Consider the following 17975-nt stretch of genomic DNA (forward strand, 5'->3'; position numbering starts at 1 on the left):
GAAAATTTAATAATGCGATACCTCATAAATGAAAATAACTGGTACATGAAAAGGAGTTTTGTTTTTGTTTGCATGCTGCTGGTATGCCAAACTGTTTTTTCTCAATCATTACTTCCGTACAAGAACGCTAAACTGCCTGTTGAGGATAGGGTGAAAGACCTAATTGCAAGAATGAACCCAGAGGAAAAATTCTGGCAACTCTTTATGATACCGGGTGATTTGAAGGATGGGAAAGAAAAATATAAAAACGGAATTTTTGGTTTCCAGGTAAGCGCCCAAGGAAGTACTGATGCCGCGGGGCAATTGTTGAGCTACAAAGCTGCGGCTAATGCAAAAGAAACTGCAAAGCTCATCAATTCTATGCAGAAATATTTTGTTGAGGAAACAAGGTTAGGCATTCCCATCATCGCCTTTGATGAAGCCTTACATGGTTTAGTAAGAGATGGCGCCACCGCGTTTCCTGCAGCAATTGGCTTGTCCTCAACATGGGATCTTCCATTAATGAACCGGGTGGCAACTGCCATTGCAAGGGAAACAAAGAGCCGTGGAATACGGCAGATATTATCACCGGTGGTAAATATTGCGAGTGACGTGCGCTGGGGACGGGTGGAAGAAACCTATGGTGAAGATCCATTTCTCTCTTCAGAGATGGGGGTGGCATTTGTTTCGCCATTTGAAAAGATGGGCGTGGTTACAACACCCAAGCATTTTTTAGCCAATAGTGGAGACGGCGGCAGGGATAGTTACCCAATAGATATTGATGAGCGGTTGCTGGAAGAGGTTTATCTAGCTCCTTTCGAAGCCTGTTTTAAAAGAGGCGGCAGTCGTAGCGTAATGACGTCGTATAATTCATTAAACGGAAGCCCGAGTACAGCCAATAATTGGTTGCTTAACGAAAAGTTGAAGAAACAAATGAATTTTTCGGGTTTCATAATTTCAGACGCATCGGCAGTGGGCGGCGCTAATGTACTTCACTATACCGCCAGTGACTACCCCGATGCTTCCGCAAAAGCCATCAATAATGGCTTGGATGTAATATTTCAAACAGCATATGAACATCATAAATTGTTTATGCCGCCTTTTTTAGATGGCCGGATAAACTCAAAAACAATTGATGAAGCACTGGCAAGGGTATTAAGAATAAAATTTGAACTGGGGCTTTTTGAAAACCCTTACACTAATGAAGCGGAAGTAAGCAAGTGGAATGGCAATCCTGCCCATAAAGTGATAGCAAAGGAAGCCGCGCTGAAATCAATGGTGTTGCTCAAAAACGAGAATAACACATTGCCTTTGCAGAAAACAATTAAATCTGTAGCGGTTATCGGTTCAGATGCTGTTGAAGCAAGATTGGGCGGGTATAGCGGACCGGGTAATGGCAAAGTGAGCATACTTAATGGCATTAAAAATAAAGCAGGTAAATCGGTTAATGTACTGTATGCGGAAGGTTGTGGTCGTAATAGTCCCGAATGGGTAAGCGTGCCGTCTGCTAATTTATGTACTACTGTAAATGGTAAAACGCAAAATGGCTTATTAGGCGAATATTTTAATAATATCCAATTAAGCGGCAAGCCTGTAGTTACAAGGGTTGATAATGAAATGCATTTCGGCTGGACATTATACTCGCCGCATCCTGATATTAATTATGATTTTTATTCGGTGAAATGGACTGGGAAAATAAAATCTCCTGCCGACGGAATATTTAAAATCGGGATCGATGGTAATGACGGATACAGACTTTATCTGGATGGTAAATTAATTATCGATAATTGGAAAAGCCAGACCTTTACCACAAAACTTGCCAATTATCATTTCGAAAAAGATAAAGAATATGATATCCGCGTAGAGTTTTTTGAATCGCAGGGTTATGCAAGGTTCAAGTTGGTTTGGAACGTAGGTGTACCCGATAACTGGCAGACAAAAATAAATGAAGCCGTAGCGGCAGCAAAAAAAGCCGATGTAGCTGTTGTTGTTGCAGGCGTGGAAGAAGGTGAATCGCAGGACAGGGCCTATTTAAATTTGCCGGGGCACCAGGAGGAAATGATAAATCAAATTGCGGCAACAGGAAAACCTGTGGTTGTGGTTTTGATCGGAGGTAGCGCCATTATCATGTCAAATTGGATTCAAAATGTTCCCTCCATACTAGATGCCTGGTATCCTGGTGAAGAAGGCGGCGACGCGGTAGCTGATGTTTTATTTGGCGACTATAATCCTGCTGGTCGTTTACCTATTACCTTCCCGGTATTTGAAGGGCAATTACCTTTAGTGTATAACCATAAACCCACTGGCCGCACAGATGATTATGTTAACCTCAACGGCCAGCCATTGTTCCCATTTGGCTTTGGGTTAAGCTACTCGAATTTTGAATATAGCAACCTGCGGTTTGAGAAAAAAAGCTTTGCGAAAACAGATTCCACAACGGTTTATTGTGCCATTAAAAATACGGGCAGCCGCGATGGCGAGGAAGTAGCGCAATTGTATATCCGTGATTTGCTTTCATCAGTAGCTCAACCGGTGAAAGCTTTGAAAGGTTTTCAACGCCTGTTTTTAAAAGCGGGGGAGGCCAAAGAAATAGCGTTCCGAATTACACCGGATATGCTTAAAATGCTTAACAATAACATGCAATGGGTAGTTGAACCCGGCGAGTTCAGAATAATGATTGGCGCCTCATCTAAAGACATCAGGCTAAGAGATGTGATAGCATGGTTGAATAATTGCCCTAGCATAGTAAGAACTAACATTATAAATTCAAGTTCAAAACGGATCCGATAATGATAAATAATAGAAAACATTTTATCTTTTTTACTTTGATGCTCACCGCTTTGTTTGGCAAGGGGCAAGCAGGTAACGAAAAGCAAACAGATGATTGGCTTATCAATAATAAGCCCTACCTAGCGTCTGTTAAAAAATCAGAAAACGGGAAAGACATTATCTTGTCAAACGGATTATTGAAAAGAGTTTTTCGGATACAACCCAATATTGCATGTACCAGCTACCAAAATTTGAGCAGTAACCAGCAATTACTGAGGGATGTAAAACCCGAAGCAGCATTAATTATTGATGGCAAAAATTTTAACATAGGAGGTTTATACGGGCAAAAAGAACATGCCTATTTACTGCCTGAATGGATTGACTTATTCACTGCAAATGAAAATGATTTTCAGTTCAAGTCTTATTCTGTATCCGAAATTCAGCCATTTATTAACTGGAAGCAAACATTTTGGGCGGGTAATATTAAGAAATCAAACGGTAAGGTTCTTACGCTTAATTTTCAGTCGAACTCGTTAAAAGGTATTGACGTGGCCGTTCATTACGAATTGTACGATGGTATCCCTTTAATTGTAAAGTGGTTGTCAATAACCAACAGCAGTAATCACTCAATAGTTATAAATAAGACCATTAACGAAATATTGGGTTTGGTTGAAGAAGAAAGCGCTGTTGTTGGAACGCCCGAACAAATGCAAAAACAACACGGCATTTACATAGAAACAAACTATGCTTTTAACAATTCGATGCGTTATGATCTGAGCGATCAGACCACTCATTGGAAAACGGATCCGGCTTATACATCGCAGGTAAATTACAGTTACCAAACTCCCTCTATATTGGAGGTGTACCCCGAAAAAGTTACCGAGGTTAAATTACAGCCAAACGGAGTTTTTAATTCTGTTCGTACCCACGAGCTACTGCTTGATAGTTACGATAGGGAAAGACGTGGGCTTGCTATCAGGAAAATGTACGCCACCGTTGCCCCTTGGACCACTGAGAACCCAATATTTATGCACCTGCTAAGCAGGAATGATGAGCAGGTAAAAAATGCTATTGAACAGTGCGTTTCAACCGGTTATGAGGCATTGATACTCAGCTTTGGCAGCCACTGTAATATGGAAGACACAACGGCTGCAAATATTAGCAAATGGAAACAATTGACACAACTGGCGCATCAAAAAGGAATTAAAATTGGAAGTTATTCATTGTTCAGTTCGCGCCAAATTAGCGATGAAGACGATGTGATAGACCCTGTTAGCGGTAAACCAGATGCGGCGGCTATGTTTGGGCATGCACCATGCATGGGGAGCAAGTGGGGACTTGCTTATATCAGCAAACTGAAATATTTTATGGAAAATACCGGTTTCGATATTTTCGAAAACGATGGTCCATACCCCGGCGATGTTTGTGCCTCGACCACACATCCCGGGCACTCAGGGTTAGGTGATTCGCAGTGGAAACAAATTGAATTGCAAAAAGGATTATACCATTGGTGCAGCGAACATGGCATTTATGTTAATGCCCCCGATTGGTATTTACTAGATGGAACGAACAAAATTGCATTAGGATATCGTGAAGTGAATTTTTCGTTACCCCGCGAACAGCAAAAGATATTGAACCGCCAGAATATTTTTGATGCAACCTGGGAAGAAATGCCCTCAATGGTTTGGGGATTTGTCCCGCTCACCCGCTACCAGGGTGGTGGTGAAGAAGCGGTATTAGAGCCGCTTGGAAATCATTTAAAAGATTACGAACAATTAATGATGCAGTACTATGGTGCCGGTGTGCAAGCCTGTTACAGGGGGCCGCGTTTGTATGATACCGATAAAACAAAGCAATTGGTAGTAAAAATAATAGGATGGTACAAGAAATACAGGGATATCCTTAATTCTGATATCATACACCTTCGGCGCGCAGACGGACGGGATTGGGATGGTTTTATTCATGTAAACCCTCATTTAAAACAAAAAGGGCTGGTAATGTTGTTCAACCCAACTAAAGAAAAAATTACAAGAAAGATAAAGTTGCCATTGTATTATACCGGCTTATCCACTACCGCTGCTGTAAAAGAAAAGGATATTGCAGTAAGGAAATATAGCCTTAACAGGGATTATGAAATTGAAGTAGCAGTAACAATTGAACCCGAGAATTATACGTGGTTGGTAGTAGAGTAATGAAAAACTAAAATAAATAAGTATGAAACTATTCAGATTTTCACTTTTCATTTTTTTGTTTTTTGTGGTAGCAATATCGAATGCTCAAAAAACGGCCCCTAAACCATATGGTGCATTACCCAGCGAGCGCCAATTGAAATGGCATGAAATGGAACGTTACTGTTTTCTCCATTTTACTGTGAATACTTTTACAGACCGGGAATGGGGCCTGGGTGGCGAAAAGGAGAGTGTGTTCAACCCGACGGATTTCAACGCTGATCAAATAGTGTCGACCATTGCCAAACATGGCTTTAAGGGAGCCATTTTAACCTGTAAGCACCACGATGGTTTTTGCCTGTGGCCCTCAAAATACACCGAACACTCAGTGAAAAACAGTACATGGAAGAATGGGAAGGGGGATGTGGTTAGAGAGATTTCAGAGGCTTGTAAAAAGTACGGAATAAAGTTTGGCGTTTATCTTTCGCCATGGGACAGGAACAGTGCTTTGTATGGTAAACCCGAATACATTACCTACTACCGCAATCAACTTAAAGAATTGCTGACCAATTATGGAAACATTTCAGAGGTATGGTTGGATGGGGCTAACGGGGGCGATGGTTATTATGGAGGAGCCAACGAAAAAAGAGAAATTGATAGAAAAACCTATTACGATTGGGATAACACTTTTTCCATCATCAGGAAGTTGCAGCCCAATGCATGCATTTTTAGCGATATTGGCCCGGATACCCGGTGGTGTGGGAATGAAAGCGGATTTGTAAAAGACTCGTGCTGGGCAGCATATACAGCACACGGGCCCAATGGCGACAAACCCGGCATTGGATACACACAATCTGATGAAGGCGAAACCGGTACATTGAACGGTCAGGCATGGATTCCTGCCGAAGTAGATGTTTCTATCCGTCCGGGTTGGTTTTATCACCAAAGTGAAGATACTAAGGTGAGAAGCCTGGAAAGTTTAAAAGAGATCTACTTTAAATCTGTAGGCAATGGCGCCTGCTGGAACCTGAACCTTCCACCTGATCGTACAGGTCAGATCAATGCTAACGATATCAAGGCACTGGACGAACTTCAGGATTATCTGACAAAATCATTCTCAAAAAATTTATTACAGGGAGCAAAAGTATCAGCGTCCGAGACGCGGGGAAATAATAAGCAATTTGCGGCTTTTAATGTATTGGACAATAACAAAAAAACGTATTGGGCGGTAAATGATGCTACCAGAACAGCTTCCCTCACTTTTACTCTTCCAAAAGAAAGTACTTTCAATTGTTTCGAGATTAAGGAGTATATAAAATTAGGGCAACGCATTCAATCTTTCACTATAGAAGTAGAGAAAAATGGAAAATGGGAACAGGTATTCAAAGGCAGTACTGTAGGCAGCAAAAAACTGGCAAAGTTCGATAATGTTTCAGCGCGGAGGGTGACGGTAACATTTTTAAATTCATTGGCTTGCCCGGTGATAGAATCTGTAAAGCTTTTCAAGGTTTTATAAGATGATTAAAGGCATAAGAAAAGAATCAACCAAACTATCAGATTCAAATTTTAATACTAAACCAATAGAATAATACCCATAGCAAATGAGAAACCTGTTTTTTATTGTCGCTGTTTTAATAGTCATTCCTTCTGCTTTTGTTAATGCGAAATCATCATCAATTAAGCATGCTGCTGATAACAAAGCCGCGTTTTCTTCCGAAAGCCAATACAGTATCAGTAATCCTTTTATGACGGTTGTCTTGAATCCTAACACCAGGACACTGGAGGTAAGGAGCAAATCGCCAAAGAAAATATTTCTGAAAAATATTGTGCCAAATGGTGCAACGGGAACAATCAGAAAGGGTGAAGTAACCAACGCCGTTTTTGGAAAAGGGAGAGTTTTAACTATCGCGACTGCCAATGGCGGCTCAATATCGTTCACGCTTTATCCCCTGCAGCCTTTTTTGTTTGTAAACCAAACAATTAAAAATGAAAGCAATAGTGACGTTGATCTACAGAAACTTAACCCGGTTTCGTTTCTGGTCGATCTTGGAAAACCGGCAACAACATTGAAAACATTGGGTACAGGTGGTTTACTTGACCCGGATAAAAATTCAGGGAGTTATGTGTTTCTTACAACGGTTGATCCTGCCACCAGGAACGGGGTTGTAACGGGCTGGTTAACAAATGAGAAAGGTAGTGGAGTAGTATTTTCCGGTGTCAATAATAATTTGGTTGAAATAAAGGCTCAAATTGACTATGGACATTTTCGTTTGTCTGCTGGAAAAAGCGAAGCTACTGAAACCCTGGTTATTGGCTATTTTGATGATGCACGTTTAGGGGAAGAACAATTTGCTGATGCTATAGCAAAGCAACAAAATATTAAATTAAAGGCCCGCTCTGCCGTTTACTGTACATGGTATTCAGAAAAAAACGGTGGCGCCGGTAGTGAGTCATCTACTATTGAACTGGCTAAATTTATAAAAAACAACTTGCAGCCCTTTGGCCTAGGCGTCGTTCAGATAGATGATCAATGGCAGGATGGTGGACAGTACAATGGTCCCCATCGCGGTTTCGATCGGGTTGACCCTAAGGGCGGTTATCCAAACGGAATGACACCTACTGCAATTGCCGTAAAAAAAGAAGGACTGACAGCCGGAATATGGTGGATGCCATTCGCCCGAAATCACCAGGATCCCGAATACAAAGACCGGCAGAATTGGTTTGCGTATCGTAAAAACGATAAGCCTTTCGAAACTAAATGGGGGGGCACGTCTCTCGATCTTACTTACCCCGAGGTTCAAAATCATATTGCTTATGTTGCCAAAACAATGCACAATTGGGGTTATAATTATTTCAAGATGGATGGCCTGTATACCGGCACTGTTACAGAGCAGGTTTACATTAATGACGGCTATAAGAACGATAGCATCGGTAATAATAAGCCATTATATAACCCGCTTAAAACACAGATTGAAGCATTTAGGGATGGGTTAAAGATATTGCGAAAGGCGGTTGGCGGTGATGTTTTCTTTTCGGGTTGTTGTGTAAGCCAGAATATGCGGTCATTTGGGGCTTCCATAGGCTTGGTTAATTCAATGCGGATTGGCCCTGATTTTAATCACGATGGGCAGACTATTCGTACGGGCGCTATCCGTGCATCGCGTTTATACTTTTTGAACGGGAGAGTTTGGTGGAACGATCCAGATCCGTCCATGATAAGAGAAAACGGCACGTCAAGTGCAGATGGGGGCGGTGCGGGGATAGGCAGTTTGACCAGGGCCCGGATGCTGCCTTCGTTCGTTGCAGTTTCCGGCCAGTTTTTTCTCAGCAGCGACTGGCTGCCCAGCCTCCCAGCCGACCGTATAGAAATTATGAAGCGCTGTATGGCTTCGCATAAAGGGGTTGCCCGGCCCGTCGATGCTTTTGATAAAGCACTTCCATCTGTTTGGATTGCTAATGATAAAAAGTCTGGCACACAGCGCAATGTAATTGGTTTATACAATTGGGACACGGGAACTAAAAATATTGGAAGCACCTTACGCCGGGCAGGCTTGAATGATAAAACCAGCTATCATGCCTTTGACTTTTGGGAAAACAAAGCACTACCTGATATTTCGGGTTCATTTGCATGGGACCTGCCAGCTGAGTCGTGCAGGATAATTGCTGTTCGTGCTAAGTCAAATCACCCGGTTGTTGTTTCAACTTCCCAACATGTAACACAGGGAATGACTGATTTACTTAAAGAAGAATGGAAGAACCAAACACTTTCTGGGACGAGTAAACTAATTGGGGGTGACAATTATGAATTGCGTATAGCAGGGATGAATGATGGTGGAGCATGGAAAATTAACGAAGCGACAATTGTCGGAAACAAAGAAGGAGTTACCATTGAAGTTTTACCCCAAACAAAAAAGGGATGGTTAAGGATAGCTATTAAAAGCCAAAAGAGCCAGCCAATAAAATGGCAACTAAGGTTTAATAAAGATAACACCCGGAACCAGTAATACCGCTTCCTGGGCTAACCCTTTTATCTGCTATTTATCGCTTCCCAAAAAGCTTTTTTGATAGCTTAAAGGAGTTTTACCCTTCATCTGTTTAAAATGCTTATGAAAACTCGAAAAATTATTAAAGCCGCTCTCATCACATATCTCCTTTATGTTTAACTTGTTGTCAATAAGAAGCTTACATGCCTGGCCTACACGTATTTCATTTATAAACTGGGAATAAGTTTTCCGGCTCCTTGATTTAAAGAATTTGCAAAATGAGTTAGTGCTGATGTTAGCGACCTCAGCTATCTCTTCCAATGTTATTTGCTTTTTAAAGTTGGCTATGGAGTAATTATAAATGGCATTAATACGGTCTTTTTCTGATTCCTGGAAATTGTTCTGAAAGCCAATGGAAGCCAGCAGGCTGCTTTCCCCGCATTCGCAGATAGCAATCAATACTTCCATCAGCAAAATAATCTTACGGGTGCCCTCTGCACTAATGATTTTCTCTATCAGGCATCCTATGTTTTCACCAAATGGACTGCGGATATGAAGACCTCTTTTTGATCTTTCGAGCGTTGTCCTGATCGACATGTTTTCAGGCAGGTTTAGAAATAGGTCCCCCCAAAAGTTTTCATTGAAATGTACAACGCTTACATCAGTAGTTATGTCGGCGTGTTTTTGAAAAAAAATGTTGTCAAACTGCCAGTAATGGGGCAGGTTGGAGCCTACCAGTACAATATCACCCGTTAAAAACGGGCTAATACTATCTCCAATAAATTGCGTGCCTTTACCTTTTTTAAAATAAACAAGCTCAACTTCCGGATGATAGTGCCAGCGGTTGTTAACATCAGGTAAGGTATCCTGCCTTGCGCTGAATGAATCTACCACGTCTTTGGATACTTTTAACAATTGAGGTTTCATAATGAAATTATGGCAGGTTGAAAATAGCAAAAGTTCAACTTAATAATCCGGAACTGTATATTTTTTTGCTAATAAATTCCAATATCGCTTAATAATAGGGTAAAAACGTAAAATTTTAAGTTTTTATCAATGCCTTTATTTGTATACCAATTGTATCGTGATTAACCTGGGTTTAAGAATTAAAGGTTAAATAAATCGAGCCTGCCAGCGCAGGTGTTTCGAAATTGTTGATTTAGCAGGTAAATAAAAAATATATCTACGCGTTCGGTGAGCATTTCTTGAATTTATTTGGCAAGTAATGGAAAATAGTCATTCCGGGCGCGTTTTTTCTGCCTTCTATTGAGTGATTTAGCCGGCTTTTACTTATTCTGTATGTTTTTAATTTGTTAATTTTTAGTCAGATACTCTTGTTTGTTTGAAAAATGAAAGATTTTAGTTCATATACGGATCGGGACCTGCTATCGCTGCTTAGGGAGAGTAACCATACCGCCTATACTGAAATCTACGAAAGATACAGTGGTATTCTTTATCTCCATGCCTATAATAAATTGAGAAACCGCGAAGAGGCTAAAGATATTTTGCAGGAATTATTCACGAACATCTGGAACAGAAGGGAAGAACTGAGAATTGAGACCAGCCTGTCGGGGTATCTTTATACAGCAATCAGGAACCGGATCCTTAAACAAATGGCCAGTAAAGATGTAGAGGCACAATATATCGCCTCTGTTACGAAATATGCGAATCAATGGGAGTGCATAACAGACCATTTGACCCGGCAGAACCAATTGGCAACCATCATTGAAAATGAAATTGAATCTCTGCCCGCGAAAATGAAAGAGGTCTTCCTGTTAAGCCGTAAAACACATTTATCGCACAGGCAAATTGCTTTGCGGCTTGGCATTACAGAAGCTACTGCTAAAAAACAGGTTAATAATGCATTAAAAATACTACGTGCCAGGCTGGGCTTATTTGCATGGCTATTGCTTTTCATTAAATTTTAGCAAATATTTTTTAAAAATCATCTACGCCCTTCGATGTTCCTAACGGTCTTTACTGTATATATGGACAAAGAAGAAATAAAGCGATTATTTGATAAGTATAACACCGGGCAGGCAACCGAAGAAGAAAGAGCCTTGCTCGAAAGCTGGTATGTTAAAAATACTAGTGAAAAGCCACTTGATCTATCAGCGGAAGAAATTGAGGACGATATACAGGAGGTATTCAGCGTCTTGCCTAAGCCCCGGCATATTTTGGCTATGTGGTTTCGTGTCGCCGCTGCCGCATCTATCATCTTATGTGTTTCTATAGGGGGATATCTCCTTATACATAAAAACAAACTAACACAGCAAACGGCTCAAACCCATGACATAGCTCCCGGCGGGAATAGAGCCATATTAACCTTATCAAACGGGCGTACTATTGATTTAAGTGCTGCAAAAAACGGAAAGCTTGCAAATCAGGGCAGTATGGTAATTAGCAAAAATGCCAACGGCCAAATTGTTTATGCCGATTCTGAAGATAATTCACCTTCACAAAATAATGGGTTTAATATAGCCGCCACTCCCCGTGGCGGGCAATATCAGCTGGTTTTAGCTGATGGAACAAAAGTTTGGTTAAATGCCGCGTCATCAATCAAATATCCGGTTGTGTTTAATGGGAATGAGCGCAGGGTAGAGCTTACCGGTGAGGCTTATTTTGAAGTAGCGCATAATAAGGAAAAACCATTCTGGGTAATTTCAAACGGGCAGCAAGTTGAAGTTTTAGGAACACACTTTAATATTAACGCCTACGGTGATGAAAATGCTGTTAAAACCACCTTGCTCGAGGGAAGCGTAAAAGTTTCATCAGCAGGTAAAGATAAAATACTTAAGCCGGGCGAACAGGCGCAGTTAGAGGGAGGAAATATCCGGGTAGCTGAGGTAGATGTAGATGAAGTAGTAGCATGGAAAAATGGTTTTATCACTTTTAATAATGCTGACATAAAAAGTATCATGCGCCAACTTGGTCGTTGGTACAATGTTGATGTAAGTTTTACCGGGGATATATCGGAGTTAAGATCCTTTAGCGGAGATATGCCCAGGAGCGCACCCCTTTCTGAAGTTCTGAAAGCGCTTGAGTTAAGTAAGATTAATTTTAAAATAGATGGCAATAAAGTTATTGTATCCCCTTAAAAGAGATTAACCAATTAAATAATTAACCAATAAAAAAATAAAATATGGAGAAATAATACACCTTAACCCTAAAGCCAAAATCGCAATTCAAAAAAAATGCCGGAAGTGCTACAACACGGCCGGCATAGACTGCTCGCGCAGAAGGTTTTGAATTAAGATTTTTAGAAATGTGACTCAATTCATCGAATTTATTAACCCAAAACAGTTTAAATGTATGAAATTTTATTTACATGATAAAAAATGTCATGACCCTGTGTTTTTGTATCGCAAATATCTCCGCATTATGAAGATTATTTTATTGTTAATTATAGCCACCTCATTACAGGTTAATGCTACAGTTTATGCTCAAAAAATAACTTTGTCCGAAAAAAACGCCCCGCTTGAAAAAGTCCTGAAAAAAATAAGGAGGCAAAGCGGCTACACTTTCTTTTATGAAAGCGCGCTTTTGAAACATACTCACGCAATCACAATTGATATAAAGGATGGAGAGCTGATACCGCTTCTTGACCAGATTTTAAATAATCAATCTTTAACCTACAGTTTTGCCGGAAAAATAATTGTTATAAAAAGTGCAGTTCAACCTCAATTGGTCATCCCTCCTCCCGAACAGCCTAAACCGCCAATTAACATAAAAGGTACAGTTGTTGATGACAAAGGAAAATTTTTGCCCGGTGCTTCTGTGAAAGTTAAAGGTACAAACCTTGGGGTGGTAACAAATGCACAAGGTGGATTTGAAATTAAGAATGTGCCGGATGATGCCATTTTAACGGTTTCATTTGTAGGCTATGTTACCCGTGAAATTTCTGTAAAAGAGGATATTAGTGTCATAAAGTTAGCAGCCGCGCCTTCGGTTCTCACCGAAATTGTAGTGGTAGGATATGGTACCCAAAAGAAAGAAAACCTTACCGGTGCCGTAGGAGTAATTAGATCCGAATCGTTAAGCGACCGGCCTACAACATCACCGGCAAACTTACTACAGGGCCTGGCGGCAGGCATGACTGTAACTACACAGGGTAACTATCCCGGTGCTAGCGCTAACATTAAAATCAGAGAAACTTCAACCTGGCAGGGAGGATCGGACCCATTGTATGTAATTGATGGCTTTGTAAGAAATGCTGCTACGTTTTCCCAAATTAATCCGGCTGACATTGATAATATCAGCATATTAAAAGATGCTGCGTCAACGGCAATCTACGGGGTAAGAGGCGGTAATGGCGTTATCCTGGTAACAACTAAACATGGTGTAGCTAACCAAACTTATATTTCTTACAATGGTTCGTACACCCGAAACACGCGTGAAATAACGCCGCGAAGGATGAATGCATTTGATGCATATACTTTTGCAAACCAGGTGTTTGAACAAAAAGGCTTGCCGGCAACAGATCCGAGTTATTACACCCCGGATGAATTAACATATTTTAAAACACATTCATACGACTGGTTAAAAGATACCTGGAGAAATCCGTGGAATACTTCGCATAATTTAGCGGTAAGCGGGGGGACAAATACAACTAAATACTATGTATCAGCCGGCTATATCAAACAGGAAGGAGCTACATCTAATTCTTTTAATAAATACAATTTATCAGCAAAATTAGATGGCCAGATTTCAAACCGTATAAGCTTTAACTTGAACATCCTGACGGAATGGGATAACGGGGATCGTCCTTTTTGGGCTTATGATTATGGAGACTTTAATTTGTCAAATATCTATAACAGGCTTCTAATGGTAACTCCCGGGAGGCCATCGTTTATTAATGGCCTTCCTGTTGGTAATTTTGATAACACAAATACCGCCAATCTTGCAAAAGGAAATGGAGGCTATACAAGGCCAACCAATAATAACATTAGCCCATCTTTTCAATTAAAATATCAGATCCCGGGGATAGAAGGACTATCTGCCAAAGGTACGTTTGCCTATAATACAACAAACAGTTATACAAAGGCATGGCGTAATGCTCCTTCTATTTATTATTTTCAAACAGCCGGAACTAATAACCATATTGTTACCGATAAATTGGATTTTAACAGGTCGGGCGGATATAAAATATTGGACCAGGCCCAGATTTCGGGAATTGGAGCACCCACAGAATTACAGGAATCCTACGGTCAATCCTCCAATTATCAACTTGATTTAATGCTTAACTATGAGCGTTCATTTGGGCTGCACAATATTTCTGCCTTTGCAGGATATGAGCAATCAGCGTTCCGGGGGCATTATTCAACTATCTGGGATGATAATTACAGTAATCCCGATTATCAGCAAATTAACGGTGGATCGTCACAAAGCACTGACTGGTACATCAGGGGAGACGAAAATCAACCAACAGGATTTGCCTCTTATCTTGGAAGGGTAGATTATAATTATGCTTCAAAATATATGATAGGTTTTACTTTTAGAGCTGATGGTTCATATGTTTTTCCGTCCAATAAAAGATGGGGGTATTTCCCGGCTGTTTCAGCGGCATGGAATATCTCCAAAGAATCTTTCTTTGCTAATTACGCACGCTATGTTGATTTTCTGAAACTGCGCTTCTCATTTGGTATAACAGGTACAGACAACACGGCCCCATGGCAATGGCAACAAACTTATAATTTTAATTCAAGTTCAGGGGTGTACCTTGGGTCATCCTTACCTATATCTACAACATTGGGTTCTACAATTAACCCCAATATTACCTGGGAAAAGAATAAGAACTATAACCTAGGGTTGGATTTTGGAATACTCAAGAAATTACTTAGTGGCTCGGTAGATGTATGGTATAAAAAAACGAGTGATATACTCGGGCAACGTAATGCCTCAGTTCCAAGTACGGTTGGAGCCAGCCTGCCCGCTGTTAATTATGGTATTGCATCGGCAAAAGGTGTGGAATTATCATTAAGCCATGAAAACCATGTTGGAGACTTTTTTTACCGTGTAGCTGCAAATTGGGCGGTATCATCTAACCAGTATTTAAAATATGACTAGGCCGCTTCAGTTCGCGATTACCAGAATGTAATTGGCAAACCTATAAATGGTGTAATATATGGCTATGTGTCTGAAGGGATTATAAGAACACAGGCCGACGTCAATAATATTTTACAAACGCATGGGGCTAATTTTACCATTTTTGGTAATAAGCCGCAACCCGGGATGTTGATGTACCAGGACATACGGGGCGCATTGGGTGCTGACGGCCCTGATGGGAAAATTGACGGAAACGATCAGCAGCGTATTTCATTAAATGGAAAACCGAGGATCAACTACGGGTTTAACTTAACTTTTGGCTGGCACGGAGTTAATGTTACAGGCATATTCTCAGGCCTTGCAAAATATCAAATTATGCCTACTGATGTTTATTACAGGCGGCCATTGCCCGGCAACGATAATTTAACAATTTGGAAAAACGCATGGACACCTCAAACAGCAGCCACGGCCACAATGCCAAGTGCAATTATGAATGATTGGCAAGGTACAGACAACAGCCAGGAAAGCTCGACTTTTTGGTTGAAAAATGGTGCCTTCCTGAGGTTGAAATCCCTTATTGTCGATTATAATTTACCATCTAAATGGTTAAAGAACTCAACCGTTAAGGCTGTTAAATTCTATTTCAGCGGCGAGAATCTGTATGAATGGAACCATACTAAAGACTGGGATCCTGAGCTGGGTGGCGATTTTAGAACGTACCCCATATTAAAGGGATTCACTTTTGGATTAAATGCGACATTTTAAAAAAAAATAAAATATTACAGTATGAAAATTAAATTCAATAAATCATTGGTTTTATTGGGATTGATTGTGCTTTCAATGTCTTGTAAAAAAGTATTTGATGTTAATCATCCCGGAGGCCCGATTACCCCCGAACAGGAGTGGGGAAATCCTGATTTTATAAAAGGATACGTAACGAATTTTTATAACACCCTCCCTTCATGGAACCGAAATGAGGAGATCTCCGCCGAGGCTTTCTCTGGCGGGTCGGGAGGAAATGCACTTAATTTCTTTCTTACAGGCAAATATACAACTCAAACCGGTTACCCTGACAGGGTTTGGGATTGGAGTTCAGTACGTTCTATTAATAACTTTTTTGCCAATATCGATAAAAGCAAATCGGTTTTATCCGCTACTGACTACCAAAGTCTGAAAGGACAAGCATACTTTTTTCGGGCTTATCTGTATTATAGAATGGTGAAAGTATTAGGCGGCGTTCCTATTATTACAACCGTTCAGGATCCAACGGCTGATATTAACACTTTACTGGTGAAGAGAAATAGCTCTCTTGAATGCTTTGAGTTTATCAACAAACAACTAGACAGCGCCATTAATTTACTGCCGGTTTCTTATGATGCAGATAACACCGGTCGGGTTACCAAAGGTGCTGCAATGGCAGTTAAGGGCGAAGCGCTGTTACTAAAAGCGAGCCCATTATTTTGCAAAACACCAAACGCCGGCTATTGGAACGATGCATACAGCGCGCTGGCTTCCGCTAAAACCGAATTGGATGCCGATGGATTCGGTTTATACACCGATAATACATTAAAAACCAATGAAAATATGTGGTATGATAAAGCCGGTGCTGCTAAGGAAATGATTTTAAGCTTACGCTATCATTATCCCGAAAAAACCAACGGTTTTCAACAAGGGCAGCGACCTCTGACAGAAACCTCAGGTGCGGCCGGTTCGTGCGACCCTACCTGGGAAATGGTGAAAGAATATCCTATGAAAAACGGAATGGATATCTCAGATCCAAATTCAGGGTACGATCCCACAGAATTTTGGAAGAATAGGGATCCGCGGTTTTATACCGCAATTGTTTACAACGGAGCCAGGTACGATTTTGCAGACATTACACCCCGGGTTCAATGGATATTTAACGGAATTGCAGGTGACGATGCGTACAAGGCTACCGCTAATTATAATATTACCGGATTTTATTGCAGAAAAGGTGTAGATACTACGTTGGGGGCAGTAGGGTGGAACCATCAGGCTTTCGATTGGCCTATTATCAGGTACGCTGAAGTGCTGCTGAACCTGGCTGAGGCTGCAAACGAGACAGGTCATTCAGGGGAGGCCAAAAACTACATCATTCAAATTCGCAAAAGGGCGCATATAGATATTGGTTCGGGTAATTACGGATTGGCAGCATCTGTCGGTACAGATTACCAAAGCACGTTGAATGCCGTTATGAAAGAAAGAGAAATAGAATTCGCCTTTGAAGGGAAACGATTCTGGGATTTGCGAAGAAGGCGAATGTTCAGTGTCCTGAATAGTTTTGGTACGCTGCATGCTTACGGCCCTTACTTAAACAAGGCAGTTGCATCCACCCAATATGGCGTTGATATTACTCAAAGCAATAGCGCAATAGCATTCCAGCTTTCTAATATTATCGTAACCTCACCCGCTTCTTTTGATCGCGATGGCTTTCTAAAAGCAATAACTAAATATGTATATGAACCTATAGACTTGAGTTCAACCAATCAGATTCAAATTCCTGATTCTTATTACTTTGGTCCTATTGATCCTCAATACATATTACAAAATAAAAATCTACAACAAAATCAAGGTTGGGACAATGGATCTTTTAACCCTGTAATTCAATAGATTTATAATAAATTTAGGTAACTATATATGAGTTGGGACAAAAAGAATATGGTTTATGGTTTTTCGTCGGTTGGCACAATAAACATTTGCGCCTGTTTGCCTAATTTAGGCTTTTCATCTTCTATTTGATTTAATGTTTTGAAAGACGCTTTTTTTATAAAATTATCAACGTTTTTATAGTCGTACTCCAATATAAATGCATCTGTTTGGTGAAATAATTCAGGATATGTGATAACACAATTACAATTATCTATATCTGCACAAAGGGGATAAAATGTGTTTTTATCCGCAGTGAGAATTACATTAACTTTCTTAACAGCACCAGTCATGGCAATCATATAGTCTTTTATTATCCACTCCCTCGCACTCATGTAATCGCCGGTTTTCCACCCTAATTCAG

Annotated in this window: 11 protein-coding genes; 9 read left to right on the forward strand and 2 right to left on the reverse strand. The window is 40.6% G+C overall.

Annotation, left to right across the window (positions count from 1 at the left end; genetic code table 11):
• Window positions 1-12: 12 nt before the first annotated feature.
• The 4 genes from Q0R52_RS00585 (at window position 13) to Q0R52_RS00600 (ending at window position 8920) form a co-directional block, all read left to right on the forward strand.
• The gene (locus tag Q0R52_RS00585; protein WP_295790871.1) at window positions 13-2769 is read left to right on the forward strand and encodes a glycoside hydrolase family 3 C-terminal domain-containing protein; all 2757 of its coding nucleotides are present in this window, start codon (window positions 13-15) and stop codon (window positions 2767-2769) included.
• On the forward strand, window positions 2769-4940 hold the full coding sequence (locus Q0R52_RS00590) for an alpha-galactosidase (RefSeq protein WP_295790874.1): 2172 nt from the start codon (window positions 2769-2771) through the stop codon (window positions 4938-4940). The genes Q0R52_RS00585 and Q0R52_RS00590 overlap by 1 nt, the downstream gene beginning before the upstream one ends.
• Before the next feature lie 22 nt (window positions 4941-4962).
• Window positions 4963-6432, forward strand: coding sequence for an alpha-L-fucosidase (locus tag Q0R52_RS00595; protein WP_295790878.1), 1470 nt, complete (start codon window positions 4963-4965; stop codon window positions 6430-6432).
• A gap of 85 nt (window positions 6433-6517) precedes the next feature.
• Window positions 6518-8920, forward strand: coding sequence for a glycoside hydrolase family 36 protein (locus Q0R52_RS00600; protein ID WP_295790881.1), 2403 nt, complete (start codon window positions 6518-6520; stop codon window positions 8918-8920).
• A gap of 30 nt (window positions 8921-8950) precedes the next feature.
• Here Q0R52_RS00600 and Q0R52_RS00605 read toward each other — a convergent pair whose 3' ends face one another.
• The gene (locus Q0R52_RS00605; protein ID WP_295790890.1) at window positions 8951-9826 is read right to left on the reverse strand and encodes an AraC family transcriptional regulator; all 876 of its coding nucleotides are present in this window, start codon (window positions 9824-9826) and stop codon (window positions 8951-8953) included.
• A 422-nt stretch (window positions 9827-10248) separates the two neighbouring features.
• Here Q0R52_RS00605 and Q0R52_RS00610 point away from each other — a divergent pair, with 422 nt between their 5' ends.
• From Q0R52_RS00610 to Q0R52_RS00630, 5 genes are all read left to right on the forward strand, one after another.
• Complete coding sequence (locus Q0R52_RS00610; protein ID WP_295790893.1) at window positions 10249-10827, forward strand: sigma-70 family RNA polymerase sigma factor; 579 nt, start codon at window positions 10249-10251, stop codon at window positions 10825-10827.
• 60 nt (window positions 10828-10887) lie between these two features.
• Entirely contained in the window at window positions 10888-11997 is a 1110-nt protein-coding gene (locus Q0R52_RS00615) for a FecR family protein (RefSeq protein ID WP_295790895.1), read from the forward strand.
• Window positions 11998-12280: 283 nt separating this feature from the next.
• Window positions 12281-14965 carry a SusC/RagA family TonB-linked outer membrane protein gene (locus Q0R52_RS00620; RefSeq protein WP_295790898.1) on the forward strand — a complete coding sequence of 895 codons (2685 nt, stop codon included), beginning with the start codon at window positions 12281-12283 and terminating at the stop codon, window positions 14963-14965.
• Between the two features lie 66 nt (window positions 14966-15031).
• Window positions 15032-15709 (forward strand): hypothetical protein, encoded by a 678-nt coding sequence (locus Q0R52_RS00625; protein ID WP_295790900.1) that lies wholly within the window; start codon window positions 15032-15034, stop codon window positions 15707-15709.
• Between the two features lie 21 nt (window positions 15710-15730).
• The gene (locus Q0R52_RS00630; protein WP_295790902.1) at window positions 15731-17575 is read left to right on the forward strand and encodes a RagB/SusD family nutrient uptake outer membrane protein; all 1845 of its coding nucleotides are present in this window, start codon (window positions 15731-15733) and stop codon (window positions 17573-17575) included.
• Between the two features lie 53 nt (window positions 17576-17628).
• Here the strand turns inward: Q0R52_RS00630 and Q0R52_RS00635 are convergent.
• On the reverse strand, window positions 17629-17975 hold a 347-nt coding region (locus Q0R52_RS00635; RefSeq protein WP_295790904.1), incomplete at its 5' end, for a hypothetical protein.

This window comes from Mucilaginibacter sp. (genome assembly GCF_025359345.1).
Lineage (GTDB): Bacteria > Bacteroidota > Bacteroidia > Sphingobacteriales > Sphingobacteriaceae > Mucilaginibacter.

Coding starts and splice junctions, on each gene's coding strand:
- Q0R52_RS00590 (WP_295790874.1), top strand. CDS start 2,769: ATGATAAATAATAGAAAACATTTTATCTTTTTTACTTTGATGCTCACC.
- Q0R52_RS00630 (WP_295790902.1), top strand. CDS start 15,731: ATGAAAATTAAATTCAATAAATCATTGGTTTTATTGGGATTGATTGTG.
- Q0R52_RS00610 (WP_295790893.1), top strand. CDS start 10,249: ATGAAAGATTTTAGTTCATATACGGATCGGGACCTGCTATCGCTGCTT.
- Q0R52_RS00605 (WP_295790890.1), bottom strand. CDS start 9,826: ATGAAACCTCAATTGTTAAAAGTATCCAAAGACGTGGTAGATTCATTC.
- Q0R52_RS00585 (WP_295790871.1), top strand. CDS start 13: ATGCGATACCTCATAAATGAAAATAACTGGTACATGAAAAGGAGTTTT.
- Q0R52_RS00595 (WP_295790878.1), top strand. CDS start 4,963: ATGAAACTATTCAGATTTTCACTTTTCATTTTTTTGTTTTTTGTGGTA.
- Q0R52_RS00600 (WP_295790881.1), top strand. CDS start 6,518: ATGAGAAACCTGTTTTTTATTGTCGCTGTTTTAATAGTCATTCCTTCT.
- Q0R52_RS00620 (WP_295790898.1), top strand. CDS start 12,281: ATGAAGATTATTTTATTGTTAATTATAGCCACCTCATTACAGGTTAAT.
- Q0R52_RS00615 (WP_295790895.1), top strand. CDS start 10,888: ATGGACAAAGAAGAAATAAAGCGATTATTTGATAAGTATAACACCGGG.